This window comes from Achromobacter anxifer (assembly GCF_903652925.1).
In the GTDB taxonomy this organism is placed as follows: Bacteria; Pseudomonadota; Gammaproteobacteria; order Burkholderiales; family Burkholderiaceae_B; genus Achromobacter; species Achromobacter anxifer.
This window is the reverse complement of record NZ_CAHLAR010000004.1, coordinates 70,409-82,854: the sequence shown is the minus strand read 5'-3', so window position 1 is coordinate 82,854 and position 12,446 is coordinate 70,409. Positions and strand designations below refer to the sequence as shown.

Genomic DNA, 12,446 nt, shown 5'->3' with positions numbered 1-12,446 from the left:
CGCATGCGCATGGACGACGATACCCCCGGCCTCCTGGCGCAGCTGCCCGGCTACGCCGAGCTGCAATGCCAGTCCAATTTCTCTTTCCTGCAGGGCGCCTCGCACCCGGAGGAACTGGTCGAGCGCGCCGCCGAACTGGGCTACGCGGCGCTTGCCATCACCGACGAATGCTCGCTGGCGGGCGTGGTCCGCGCCCACGTCGAAGCCAAGGCCCGCAAGCTGCCGCTCATCATCGGCGCCACCTTCCAGCTGCGTGCCGCGCCCGATGCCGCGCCGCTGGGCCTGACCCTGCTGGCGCAGACGCGCGAAGGCTACGGCAACCTGTCGGAACTGATCACCCTGGCGCGCACCCGCGCGCCCAAGGGCGAATACCAGTTGGCGCCCGACGACCTCGTCCACCCGCCCGCGGGCCATGCCCATCTGCGCCACCTGCCCGAATGCCTGGCCATCCTGAGCCCCGCCTACGGCACCGACGCCGACCGCATGGCCGAGCAGGCGCGCTGGCTGGCGCGCGTCTTTCCCCGCCGCGCCTGGGTCGGGCTGACCCTGCTGCACCGCTCGCGCGACGACCTGCACCGCGCCGCGGTCGAACATGCCGCGCAGGCCGCGGACCTGCCCATCGTGGCGCTGGGCCAGGTGCAGATGCACCTGCGTTCGCGCAAGCCGCTGCACGACACGCTGACCGGCATCCGCACCCGCCAGCCCGTGTCGCAGTGCGGCTACGAACTTTCCGGCAATGCCGAACAGCACCTGCGCACGCGCATGCGGCTGGCCAATCTCTATCCTCCGGAAGCGCTGGCCCAGACCCTGGCGGTGGCGCGCCGCTGCGCCTTCTCGCTGGACGAATTGCGCTACGAATACCCCGACGAGATCATTCCGCGCGGCCACACGCCCGCGACCTATCTGCGCCAGGAAACCCTGGCCGGCTCCACGCGCCGCTTCCCCGCCGGCACGCCGGACAGCGTGGCCGCGCAGATCGAAAAAGAACTGGATCTGATCACCGACCTGCACTACGAAGCCTATTTCCTCACGGTCTACGACATCGTCCAGTACGCCCGAGGCGCAGGCATCCTGTGCCAGGGCCGCGGCTCCGCCGCCAACTCCGCAGTCTGCTACTGCCTGGGCATCACCGAGGTCGACCCGGTGCGCGGCAACAACCTGTTCGAGCGCTTCATCAGCAAGGAACGCAACGAGCCGCCCGACATCGACGTGGACTTCGAGCACCAGCGCCGCGAAGAAGTCATCCAGTACATCTACAACAAATACGGCCGGGACCGCGCCGCGCTGACCGCCGTGGTCATTTCCTACCGGCCGCGCAGCGTGCTACGCGATACCGGTAGCGCGCTGGGCGTGGACCCCGGCGTCATCGACGCGGTGGCGCGCGCCCACCAATGGTGGGACGGCAAGAAGGAAATGCTGCGCACGCTGGGCGCCTGCGGACTGGACCCGGAATCGCAGGTGGCGCGCCAGTGGGCGGCGCTGGCCCAGACCCTGATGGGCTTTCCGCGCCACCTGTCGCAGCATCCCGGCGGCTTCGTGATTTCGCGCGGCAAGCTGTCGCGCCTGGTGCCCATCGAAAACGCCGCCATGGCGGACCGCAGCGTCGTGCAGTGGGACAAGGACGACCTGGACGCGCTGGGCCTGCTGAAAGTGGATGTGCTGGCGCTGGGCATGCTGTCGGCGCTGCGTCGCACGCTGGAGCTGGCCGGCCAGCGCCGCGGCGCGCCGCTGCGGCTGCAGGACATCCCGCCCGACGACACGCCCACCTACGACATGATCTGCGACGCCGACACCATAGGCGTGTTCCAGATCGAATCCCGCGCCCAGATGACCATGCTGCCGCGGCTGCGCCCGCGCGAATACTACGACCTGGTGGTGCAGGTGGCCATCGTGCGGCCCGGGCCGATCCAGGGCGGCATGGTCCATCCTTACCTGCGCCGGCGCCAGGGCAAGGAGCCCGAGACCTATCCCAGCGAAAAAGTGCGCGGCGTGCTCAGCCGCACCATGGGCGTGCCCATCTTCCAGGAACAGGTCATGCAGATCGCGGTGGTGGCCGCCGGCTTCACGCCCGGCGAGTCCGACCAGTTGCGCCGTTCCATGGCGGCCTGGAAGCGCAAGGGCGGCGTGGACAAGTACCGGACCAAGCTGGTCGGCGGCCTGCTGGCCCACGGCTACAAGCTGGACTTTGCCGAGGCGCTGTTCCGGCAGATCGAAGGCTTCGGCGAATACGGCTTCCCGGAAAGCCACGCCGCCAGCTTCGCGCTGCTGGCCTACGCCAGCTCATGGCTCAAGCGGCACGAGCCCGAAGCCTTCCTGGCCGCCCTGCTCAATTCCCAGCCCATGGGCTTCTATGCCCCGGCCCAGCTGGTGCAGGACGCCCGCCGCCACGGCGTCTGCGCGCTGCCGCCCGACGTCACGGTCAGCGGCTGGGACTCGGCGCTGGAAACCCTGCCCGAGGGCCATCCTGGCGCCCGTCGGACCGCGCATCCGCACGCGCCCGCCACCGACGGCCCCCGGCCCGCCGTCAGGCTGGGACTGAGCCTGATCCAGGGCATGCGCGAGGACGCCGCCCGCCGCATCGAGGACGCGCGCGCCGCCGCGCCCTTTGCCGACACCGGCGACCTGGCCCGCCGCGCCGCGCTCAGCCGCCATGACCTGAATGCGCTGGCCGCAGGCGACGCCCTGCGCACCCTGGCCGGCCATCGTCGCCAGGCCAGCTGGGAAGCCGCCGCCAGCGTGCAGAGCCGCGACCTGCTGCGCGACGCCGCCATCCAGGAAACCCAGGCGCCGCAACTGTCCGCCCCGACCGAGGGCCAGGCCGTGGCGGCGGATTACCGCAGCGTGGGCCTGACGCTGCGCAGCCATCCCGTGGCGCTGCTGCGCCCCCAGCTCGCGGCGCGCAACTTCCAGCCCGCCTCGGTGCTGAACGGCTACCCCGACAAGCGCGTGGCGCGCGCCTGCGGCATCGTCACCGTGCGCCAGCGCCCGCAGACCGCCAAGGGGGTGATCTTCGTCACGCTGGAAGACGAGACCGGCCCCGTCAACGTGGTCGTGCGCACGGAACTCATAGAACGCCAGCGCCGCGAATTGCTGGGGGCCTCGCTGCTGGGCGTCTATGGTTCCTGGCAAAGCGTGGACGGCGTGCGCCACCTGATCGCGCAGCGGCTGGTGGACCTGTCCGAACTGCTGGGCGACTTGAACACCCAGAGCCGCAATTTCCACTGACCGTCCCGCTCGCTGCACAATCACCGCTCAATCGCCGAACAGCGTGGCCATGTCCAGCGCCTGCGCCATGGCCTGGTAGCCAGCATCGTTGGGATGCAGGTTGTCGCCCGAGTCATACGCGGGCAGCAGCCGCGCCGGATGCGCGGGATCGCGCAGCACCGCGTCAAAATCCGCCACCGCGTCGAACACGCCGCTTTCGCGGATCCAGCGGTTCACCTCCAGCCGCACCGCGTCCTTCGCCGGGTTGTAGTGGCCCGACAGCGGCGTGCCATGCAGCGACCCTTCGTACGGCGCAATGGTGCCGCCCACGATGCGCACGCCGCGCAGGCGCGCGGCCTCCGCCAGCTGCCGGTAGCCCTCGCTCAATCTGGCCGCCGTCATGGGCGCATCGTCCGGCGCGAAGCCGCTGTCCGGCCAGCCGATGTCATTGATGCCCATCATCATCACCACAGTACGCACCCCCGGCTGCGACAGCACGTCGGCGTCAAAGCGGGCCATCGCGTTCACGCCCATCTTGTCGCCCCACACGCGCGCCCCAGAAATGCCGGCGTTCGCCACGCCTATGCCCTGCGGCGCCAGGCGGCGGGCCAGGTAGTCCGGCCAACGGCGGTTGGCCCCTGGCGTGGAACCATTGCCGTCCGTCAGGGAATCGCCAAACGCCACCACCACCGGCGCGCGCGACGGGCTTTCGACCCAGATCCCTGCCAGGAAGGCGCGGCCTTGCAGCGCCTGTGCGCCGGGCAGCTCCGCCGCCACCGTGGCATCGCCCCGGGCCAAAGCCCCGCTCTGCTGCGCGCCCCAATGGAAGGTCGTCACCGGCGTCGCCTGGGGGAAGTAGAGGCTGACAGCCAGCTCGGCCAGCACTGATACAGGCAGCTCTACCGGATCGCTGACCGCCTGCGCGCCCGGCGCCACCGTCACGCCCGGCCGCCCGCCAAAGGCCAGCCCGCGGCTGGACTCCGGGTGGATCTTCGAGCCCCCCGCGGCCAGCGCCACGCTGGCCGCGCCGATTTCCAGCGGCTGCGTGCCATAACGGTTGGACAGCACCACCCGCAAGCGCGGTCCGCCCAGGCTCAGCATCAGCGTCTGGCGCAGGGTCTGGCCGCGCAATTCGGCCGGCATCTCCGTGGGCAACACGAATGCATCCTCCCACAAGGGTTGCGGGCTGGCGAACCAGGAGCTGACCCAGTTCGACCGCGCAGCCTCGGCCAGAAGAGCGGGCTGCGCGGCCGCCGCGGACGGGGCCAGCGCCGCAAGGCCTGCGGCCAAAACGGCAGTCGAAACCAGGGAAAAGGGATTGAAGCGATTCATGACGACTCCAGAAAAAGGGAAAGTGACGTCACGATAGGTTCTTCCCAAATCTGCCGGTAGAACCCTAAACTGCATACCACTTCTTCCAAATAGGAATGACCATGGACACCCTGCGCGCCATGCGGGCCTTCGTCCGCGCCGTGGAACTGGGCACCCTGTCGGCCGTCGCGCGCGAACAGGCCCTGAGCCAGCCGGCCCTGAGCAAGATCGTCGCCGCGCTGGAAAAAGACCTGAACGTGCGGCTGCTGGAACGCAGCACCACGCGTGTCGTGCCCACTGAACAAGGCAAGCGCTTCTACGAGCGCGCCACCCGGGTGCTGGAGGAATACTCGGAGGCCGTCGCCGACGCCCGCGGCCAGACCGAAAAGCCCGCCGGCTTCCTGCGCATCAACGCGCCCGTGGCGCTGGGCCAGTTCCGGCTGAACGCCCTGGTCCGCGAGTTCCTGGACGAGTATCCCGACATCCAGGTCGAACTGATCCTGAACGACCGGTTCGTGGACCTGGTGGAAGAAGGCGTGGACGTGGCGCTGCGCCTGGGCGGCAACCTGCCGCCCAACGCCATCGCACGCAAGGCGGCCATCTCGCCGCGCCACCTGGTCGCCGCCCCCTCCTACCTGGCGCAGCGCGGCAAGCCCCGCGCGCCGCGCGATCTGGCCGAACACGAGTACGTGCGCTTCGCCTGGCTGGCTGCCGGCGACACGCTGGAACTGCACCAGGGCGCCACCGTCGCCACGGTCCAGACCCAGGGGCGCTTCCGCGTCAACAACGCCCTGGCCATCCGCGAAAGCCTGGCCATGGGCGCCGGCATCGGGCTGTGCCCGGCCTGGCTGGTACAGGACCTGATCGCCAGCGGCGAACTGCTGCGCGTGCTGCCCAAATGGGCCGCCACACCGCAAGAGGCTTTCCTCATCTACCCGTCGCGCCGCTACCAGTCGCTGCGGGCCCGCCTGCTGATCGATTTCCTGAATGACCGGCTGGCGCGCCTGCCCGGCATGCAGCCGCCCGGCAAACCCTGAGCCGCCCTGTCCGTCCCCGTCACCCCGCAACCCAGGTCACAGCGCGCCGCCGCTGGTCTATCATGGCTTTTTTCAGACGTGTTGTTGTAAGGAGCGTTACATGATCCGAAAGCTGATCCCTTTCCTGCTGGTCGCCAGCCTGACCGCCTGCGCCAATACCGGCGCCCCGCGCTCGTCCAGCACGCCAGCGGCCTCCAGCTCCTCCGGCACCTCGTCCTCCGCCGATGCCGGAACCAGCTCGTACGGCGGCTCGTCCTATGGCTCCTCGTCCATGGGCGGCGGCAAGACCTGCGACGCCTCGTCGCTGCAATCCCAGATCGGCCAGAAAGCCACCGCTTCCGTGATGGAAGACCTGCGCACCCGCAGCGGCAGCGAAACCGCCCGCATGCTGCGCCCCGGCCAGCTGGTCACCATGGAATACAACGCCACCCGCCTGAACCTGATCCTGGACGACAAGGACGTCATGACCGCGATCCGCTGCGGCTGATGACCATCAGCGCGGCCGGCGCGACGCCGGCCCCGCGCTACGCCTGCGGCGGCCTGACCGCCGGCGGCACATGGGGCAGGAATGCCCCCGCCACCTCGAAAGCGCATTCCTCGCGCGCAATATCGATCACCCGGGCCACCACCGGGTTGACGATGTTCTTCTTGTGCACCGCGTAGTAATTGATCGTGGGCAAATCGGGCTGCACGTTCAATTGGCACAACGCCCCGCGCTCCACCAGCGGCGCGAAATACGCGCCCGGCAGATAGCTGATACCCAGGCCCAGCATCGTCAGCTGCGCCATCATCCCCAGGCTATTGCAGGTCAGCACGCGCTTGACCGGCAGGCCCTGTTCCGCGAACCAGGCATCGTACAGATGCGACAAAGCCGAATTGGTGGGCTGCGAAATCACCGGATACGGCGCCAGGTCCTGCGGCGTCAGCTTCGCGGAAAAATCGATGTCCAGCGCCGGGCTGGCCATCCAGACGTTGGTGACCGCGCCCAGATGCACGCAATCGTATTGGTAGCCCCAAAACGGACCGGGCATGATGGCCAGGTCCAGCTCGTCGTGCTCCAGTCTTTCGTACAGCGTGATGCCGCCGTCGATCTCCGGCATCAGCTGCACGCGCGGATAGCGCAGGCTGATCTGGCTGATCAGCCGCGCCAGCCAGGTCATGCCCACCAGTTCCGTCACGCCCAGCCGCACCACGCCCTCGAAGCTGGCCGGATCGGCCATGTTCTGCACGATGCGGCTGTTCAGGTCCAGCATCTCGCGCGCCAGCTCGTACAGCTTGCGGCCCTGCGCGGTCATGATCAGCTTCTTGGCGCGGCGCTCGAACAGCGGCGCGCCGGCAAAGGCTTCCAGTTCGCCCACCCGTTTGGCGACCGCCGACTGGGTGGTGTGCAATTTGCGGGAAGACGCGCTGAAGCTGCCCAGCTGGGAACTCCAGTAGAAAGCCTCTAGCTGTTTGAGGGTGTACATCGCGGCGGTCGATGCGAAACGCATGGAAACCCTCACCTTACCATCATGGCAACGCCCGCCGCCCCGGCCTCAGCCGCGCGGATGCAGGATGTCGGCCAGGAAACGCTGCGCCCGCGGATGCGAGGGCGCGCTGAAGAAGCGCTCGGGCGTGTCCATCTCCAGGATCTCGCCCGCGTCCATGAAGACCACCCGGTCGCACACGTCGCGCGCGAAGCCCATTTCGTGGGTCACGCACACCATGGTCATGCCGTCCTTGGCCAGGCCCTTCATCACCTGCAGCACCTCGCCCACCATCTCTGGGTCAAGCGCGCTGGTCGGTTCGTCGAACAGCATCACCGGCGGCTGCAAGGCCAGCGCCCGGGCGATCGCCACGCGCTGCTGCTGGCCGCCCGACAGCGAACCCGGATAGGCGTCGATCTTGTGCTCCAGGCCCACCCGAGCCAGCAGGCCGCGCGCCAATTCGACGGCCGCCTTGCGCGGCTGCTTGCGGATGCTGACGGGTGCAAAGATCACGTTTTCCAGCACGCTCATGTGCGGGAACAGATTGAACTGCTGGAACACGAAACCGATCTGCTGGCGCAGCGCGTTCAGGTCCGAACCCTTGGCGTAGATGTCCTTGCCGTCGATCAGGATGCGCCCCTTCTCGATCGGCTCCAGCCGGTTGATGGTGCGGATCATGGTCGACTTGCCCGAGCCCGACGGGCCGCACACCACCAGCACCTCGCCGCGCGCCACCGAAAGATCCACGTCCTTCAGCACGTGATGCGCGCCATACCACTTGTTCACTTTTTCAAGATTGATCATGTTTTGTTCCTTCAAGCCATGGCGCGCGAGCGGCGGATACGCAGGTCCAGCCAGCTCAGCCCGCGGCTCAGACTGAAGCACACCAGGAAATAAATGATGGCCAGGATGCCGAAGACCTGCAGCGGCTTGGTCAGCACCAGGTTGTTGACCTGGTTGGCCGCGAAAGTCAGCTCGTTGACGCTGATGACATAGCCCAGCGACGTCTCCTTGATGGTGGAGACGAACTGGCTGGTCATGCTGGGCAGCACATTGAACAGCGCCTGCGGCAGCACCACCCGGCGCATCGTGGTCCAGTAGCCCACGCCCAGCGAGCGCGAGGCCTCGATCTGGCCGCGCGGCACCGCCTCGATGCCCGAGCGAATCACTTCCGACAGATAGGCGCTTTCATAAACCACCAGCGCGAAGATCAGCGTCCAGAAGCCGCTGATCACCTGCCCGGTCAGCTTGGGCACCACGAAGTACGCCCAGAAGATCAGCATCAGCAGCGGCATGCCGCGCACCACGTTGACCAGCGCCTTGCTGGCCGTGCGCAGCCAGCCGTAGGGGCTGACCCGGGCCAGCGCGATCAACAGCGCCAGCGGCAGCGACAAGGCCAGGCCGCAGGCGGCCAGGATCAGCGTCAGCGCCAGGCCGCCCAGCGGCCCGTTGGGGTATTGGCCGACCAGCAGCGTGGGCCAGTATTGAGACAGGAGATCAAGCACCGTGGCCTCCCCGGTTCAGACGATAGCGGTCATAGACGCGCGATCCGATCAGCATGATGAGGAACGATCCCAGCAGGTACATGATCGTGGCCGCGCCGAAGGTGGCGAAGGTGCGGTAGGTTTCGTTCTCGATCTCGCGCGCCTGGTAGGTCAGCTCCATCACGCCGATGGCCATGGCCACGCTGGTGTTCTTGAACAGCAGCAGCGCGCGCCCCACCAGCGGCGGAATCGAAATCCGCACCGCCTGCGGCACGATCACGAAACGCATGCATTGCAGATAACTCGCGCCCAGCGCCCGGGCGGCCTCGAACTGCGTGAAGGGAATGGCGCGCAAACCGCTGCGGATGTCCTCGGCGATATACGCGGCCGACCCCAGCGCCAGCGCGATCGCCGCCAGCGACATCTCGGCGTTGTGCTGGTACAGCCACATGCGGAAACCTTCCGGCAGCAGCTCGGGCATGCCGAAATACCAGAACAGCACCTGCACCAGCAGCGGCACGTTGCGGTGGTATTCCACATAGGCGTCGACCAGCCAGCGGCAAGGCGCCAGATTGGTCGCGCGCACCACCACCAGCGTCACCGCGATGGCAAAGGCCATGACCCAGGCAACCAGGAACAGCTGCACGGTCACCGCCATGCCGCTCAGCAGCAGCTGGTATTGGGAAGCGTCAAGTAGGCTCATAAAACAATCAATCTCCTGCTATCGCGAGGCCCAGGCCAAACGCCACGGGTTCCGGCCGCCCGCTGGATGCGGCGCCGGAACCCGTGACGAGGGACTCGCGGTGGTACTTCCGGACCCGGCTCAGCCCGCGATCGGGCCGATCTTGAAGCCGCGTTCCAGCTTGTACGGCGTCTCCGGACCAAACCACTTGTCGAACAGCTTGGCGGCCACGCCCGAGGCCTCGGCCTCGTCCAGCGCCTGGTTCACCGTTTCCAGGAAACGCGGTTCCGTCTTGCGCACGCCCAGGCCCCAGGGCTCGTCGAACACCGACTTGGCGATCACGCTGACGGGCGCCGTGGGCGGGCTTTGCAGCACCAGGCGCACCAGCACCAATTCGGAAGCGAACTGCGCGTCCACCTTCTTCTGCTGCAGGGCCAGATACGTGGCCGAGCTGTCGCCATAGCCAATCACCTGCGACTTGTCCAGGATGCGCTTGATCTCGCGTTCCGAGCTGGAACCCTTGGTCGCGCCGATGCGGCGGCCGTTCAGCGCTTCCACCGTCTCCAGGCCCGAATCCTTGCGCACCAGCAGCTTCTGCGGGCTGACGTAGTAGGCGTGGCTGAAAGCGATCTGCTGCGCACGGTCGGGCGAATAACCCAGGTTGGCCGCCAGGATGTCGACCCGCCCTTCGTTCAGCTCCGGCACCCGCGCCGCCACCGACAGCAGCTTGTAGCTGATCTTCACGCCCAGCTTGTCCGCAACCAGCTTGCAGACGTCCACGTCGTAGCCCACCAGCTGGCGCGTCGCCGCGTCCTGGAAGCTGAACGGCTGCGACGTGCCCAGCGTGCCGCAAATCAGCTCGCCGCGCGCCTTGATGTCATCCACCTGGTCGGCCTGGGCCGAGGCGCCCAGGACCAGCGTGGCCAGGCCCAGGCAGGCGGCGAAAAGAGTATGGCGTTTCATGCTTGATTCCCCTTGTGTGATTGTGTGGTGTACGGAATGCCCGCCCTGCCCTCAGGCCAGCTTGGCGCAAGCTTCCCGGATGCCCGAGCAGCCCTGCTTGATATCGTCCATCGAGGCCGCGAACGACAACCTGAACGTGCCCGGCGCGCCATAGGCATGGCCGTCGATCACGGCCACGCCGGCTTCGCGCAGCAGGTAGTGCGTCAGGTCGGTATCGGTCGCGATCACGTCGCCCGCCGGCGTCTTCTTGCCCAGCAGGCCCGAGCAGTCCGGGAACACGTAGAACGCGCCCTGCGGCACGACGATCTCCAGGCCCGGCGTGCCCGACAATTCCGCAATCGCCAGATCGCGGCGCTGGCGGAACACCTGGGCAAACTCGGCCACGCAATCCTGCGGGCCCGACAAGGCCTCCAGCGCCGCCGCCTGGCTCACCGACGAAGCGCCCGACGTGCTCTGCGACTGCAAAATCGCCATCGCCTTGATCAGCTCGTCAGGACCGGCGCCGTAACCGATGCGCCAGCCCGTCATGGCATAGGCCTTGGACACGCCATTGACCACCAGCGTGCGCGCCGCCAGTTCCGGAGCGACCTGCAGCGGATGCACCGTCGGCTCGTCCGTGAAATTCAGGCGGGCGTAAATATCGTCCGTCATCAGCCATACGTGCGGATGGCGCTTCAGCACCTCGGCCAGGCCGCGCAGCTCGTCCGCAGTGTAGACCGAGCCGGTCGGATTGCTGGGCGCGTTCATCATCAGCCACTTGGTGCGCGGCGTAATCGCGCGCTCCAGCGCCTGGGGCGTGACCTTATAAGCCGTCGCCGGCGACGTCTCCACCGCCACCGGCACGCCGCCGTTGACCAGCACCATGTCCGGGTACGACACCCAGAACGGGGCCGGGATCAGCACCTCGTCGCCATCGTTCAGCGTGGCGGCCAGGCCATTGAAGATCACCTGCTTGGCGCCCGTGCTGACGATGATGCGCCCCACCGGATAATCGATGCCCGTCGCCTCCAGCAAATGCTTGGCGGCGGCGCGGCGCAGCGGCACCGTGCCCTGGGCCGGCGGATACTTGGTCTCGCCGCGGTTCATGGCAGCGGTGGCTGCCAGGCGGATGTGCTCCGGCGTCGAGAAGTCCGGCTCGCCGATCGTCAGGTCGATGATGCGGCGGCCTTGTTCGCGCAGTTCGGCGATGATGGCGCGCGCGGCGACGCTGGGCGACAGCTTGATGCGTTTGATGCGGTCGGCGACGATGCTGGCGGGTTGCGGGGTTTGGGTTTGGCTCGGGGTTTGGGTTTGGTTCACGGTTTGGCTCGGGCTTTGGCTCATTTCGCGGCTCCCGTCTTCTCGGCCAGGGTCTTTTCCAGCCAGGGCTTGGTGTAGGTGCCGGCGCGCAGCTTCTCCTTGGCCACGGCCTCGTCGGCCTCCTTCTTCTGCGCCAAAGCCAGCACGGCCGCCGCATGCTCGGCGGGAATCACCACCACGCCATCCGCATCACCCACCACCACGTCGCCGGGATTGACCACCTGGCCACCCACCGACACCGGCACATTGATCTCGCCCGGGCCATCCTTGTACGGCCCCTTGTGCGACACGGCCCGCGCATAGCAACCGAACTCGCCCTGCGCAAACACATCCAGATCGCGCACCGCGCCATCGATCACAAAACCCTCGATGCCGCGCGACTGCGCATCCATCATCATCAGCTCGCCCACCAGCGCGTTGCTGGTATCGCCCGCGCCATCGACAACGATCACGTCGCCCGCGCCACCCAGCGAAATCGCCTTGTGGATCATCAGGTTGTCACCCGGCCGGGTCTTGACGGTCAGCGCCAGGCCCACCGTGCGCTGGTTGCACGCATGCAGCGGACGCAGCCCGCTGACGCCGTACAGGCGGTTCATGCAATCGCTGATCTGGGCCGAGCCGATGGCTGCGAAACCGGCCAGCACGTCGGCAGCGACGGCCGGGCCGGTACGGGGAAGAATGCGGTATCCGATGGGATTCATAAGTCTGGGGTAAATGCGTGGACAGCGTTAAGCGAACACGCATTACAAGGCCCCAGGGGGTGTTCCTCAAAACGATATAAATTCCCGGGTATGTAGGAATTTTATTCGTGGATGTTGGTGATTAGGGTTATCCCTTATTCGTAGATATGAGGGTTGGGGTCCATGGTCCGAGGGGTTAGGCGTTGCCGTTGGCGCCCTGCGTCTCCATTAACGCCACTGCCCCGACGGAAGAAGGTGGTGTCCGCCTGCGCGTCGGTGTCAGCTTCGACGTCGAGACTGTAGGCGAACACCATTCCCTT

11 protein-coding genes are annotated in these 12,446 nt (G+C 67.3%); 3 read left to right on the top strand and 8 right to left on the bottom strand.

Annotated elements, in window-relative coordinates; genetic code table 11:
• Positions 1-3: 3 nt before the first annotated feature.
• Entirely contained in the window at positions 4-3,225 is a 3,222-nt protein-coding gene (locus HWY37_RS13415; protein ID WP_176088832.1) for an error-prone DNA polymerase, read from the top strand.
• 27 nt (positions 3,226-3,252) lie between these two features.
• Here the strand turns inward: HWY37_RS13415 and HWY37_RS13410 are convergent, their stop codons facing one another.
• Positions 3,253-4,536 carry an SGNH/GDSL hydrolase family protein gene (locus HWY37_RS13410; protein WP_176088831.1) on the bottom strand — a complete coding sequence of 428 codons (1,284 nt, stop codon included), beginning with the start codon at positions 4,534-4,536 and terminating at the stop codon, positions 3,253-3,255.
• Positions 4,537-4,637: 101 nt separating this feature from the next.
• Between HWY37_RS13410 and HWY37_RS13405 the strand changes: the two genes are divergently transcribed.
• Positions 4,638-5,552: a LysR family transcriptional regulator gene (locus HWY37_RS13405; RefSeq protein WP_176088830.1), complete on the top strand. Its 915-nt coding sequence runs from the start codon at positions 4,638-4,640 to the stop codon at positions 5,550-5,552.
• Between the two features lie 100 nt (positions 5,553-5,652).
• Positions 5,653-6,039 carry an I78 family peptidase inhibitor gene (locus HWY37_RS13400; RefSeq protein WP_175208409.1) on the top strand — a complete coding sequence of 129 codons (387 nt, stop codon included), beginning with the start codon at positions 5,653-5,655 and terminating at the stop codon, positions 6,037-6,039.
• A gap of 37 nt (positions 6,040-6,076) precedes the next feature.
• Here the strand turns inward: HWY37_RS13400 and HWY37_RS13395 are convergent, their stop codons facing one another.
• The 7 genes from HWY37_RS13395 to HWY37_RS13365 form a co-directional block, all read right to left on the bottom strand.
• Positions 6,077-7,042, bottom strand: coding sequence for a LysR family transcriptional regulator (locus HWY37_RS13395; protein WP_246302290.1), 966 nt, complete (start codon positions 7,040-7,042; stop codon positions 6,077-6,079).
• A gap of 45 nt (positions 7,043-7,087) precedes the next feature.
• Positions 7,088-7,822 carry an amino acid ABC transporter ATP-binding protein gene (locus HWY37_RS13390; RefSeq protein WP_118934270.1) on the bottom strand — a complete coding sequence of 245 codons (735 nt, stop codon included), beginning with the start codon at positions 7,820-7,822 and terminating at the stop codon, positions 7,088-7,090.
• Positions 7,823-7,833: 11 nt separating this feature from the next.
• The gene (locus HWY37_RS13385; RefSeq protein WP_013394168.1) at positions 7,834-8,523 is read right to left on the bottom strand and encodes an amino acid ABC transporter permease; all 690 of its coding nucleotides are present in this window, start codon (positions 8,521-8,523) and stop codon (positions 7,834-7,836) included.
• Positions 8,516-9,205, bottom strand: coding sequence for an amino acid ABC transporter permease (locus HWY37_RS13380; protein WP_118934268.1), 690 nt, complete (start codon positions 9,203-9,205; stop codon positions 8,516-8,518). The genes HWY37_RS13385 and HWY37_RS13380 overlap by 8 nt, the downstream gene beginning before the upstream one ends.
• 120 nt (positions 9,206-9,325) lie before the next feature.
• Positions 9,326-10,147, bottom strand: coding sequence for an ABC transporter substrate-binding protein (locus HWY37_RS13375; RefSeq protein ID WP_176088829.1), 822 nt, complete (start codon positions 10,145-10,147; stop codon positions 9,326-9,328).
• Positions 10,148-10,198: 51 nt separating this feature from the next.
• A complete protein-coding gene (locus HWY37_RS13370; protein WP_246302289.1) occupies positions 10,199-11,470 on the bottom strand; it encodes an aminotransferase class I/II-fold pyridoxal phosphate-dependent enzyme in 1,272 nt (423 codons plus the stop codon).
• The gene (locus tag HWY37_RS13365; protein ID WP_176088827.1) at positions 11,467-12,147 is read right to left on the bottom strand and encodes an RraA family protein; all 681 of its coding nucleotides are present in this window, start codon (positions 12,145-12,147) and stop codon (positions 11,467-11,469) included. Before HWY37_RS13365 ends, HWY37_RS13370 begins: the two co-directional genes overlap by 4 nt.
• Between the last annotated feature and the right edge of the window lie 299 nt (positions 12,148-12,446).

Excerpts from the sequence above, each read along its gene's own strand:
- HWY37_RS13415 (WP_176088832.1), top strand. The coding sequence starts at position 4 with ATGCGCATGGACGACGATACCCCCGGCCTCCTGGCGCAGCTGCCCGGC.
- HWY37_RS13410 (WP_176088831.1), bottom strand. The coding sequence starts at position 4,536 with ATGAATCGCTTCAATCCCTTTTCCCTGGTTTCGACTGCCGTTTTGGCC.
- HWY37_RS13405 (WP_176088830.1), top strand. The coding sequence starts at position 4,638 with ATGGACACCCTGCGCGCCATGCGGGCCTTCGTCCGCGCCGTGGAACTG.
- HWY37_RS13400 (WP_175208409.1), top strand. The coding sequence starts at position 5,653 with ATGATCCGAAAGCTGATCCCTTTCCTGCTGGTCGCCAGCCTGACCGCC.
- HWY37_RS13395 (WP_246302290.1), bottom strand. The coding sequence starts at position 7,042 with ATGCGTTTCGCATCGACCGCCGCGATGTACACCCTCAAACAGCTAGAG.
- HWY37_RS13390 (WP_118934270.1), bottom strand. The coding sequence starts at position 7,822 with ATGATCAATCTTGAAAAAGTGAACAAGTGGTATGGCGCGCATCACGTG.
- HWY37_RS13380 (WP_118934268.1), bottom strand. The coding sequence starts at position 9,205 with ATGAGCCTACTTGACGCTTCCCAATACCAGCTGCTGCTGAGCGGCATG.
- HWY37_RS13375 (WP_176088829.1), bottom strand. The coding sequence starts at position 10,147 with ATGAAACGCCATACTCTTTTCGCCGCCTGCCTGGGCCTGGCCACGCTG.
- HWY37_RS13370 (WP_246302289.1), bottom strand. The coding sequence starts at position 11,470 with ATGAGCCAAAGCCCGAGCCAAACCGTGAACCAAACCCAAACCCCGAGC.
- HWY37_RS13365 (WP_176088827.1), bottom strand. The coding sequence starts at position 12,147 with ATGAATCCCATCGGATACCGCATTCTTCCCCGTACCGGCCCGGCCGTC.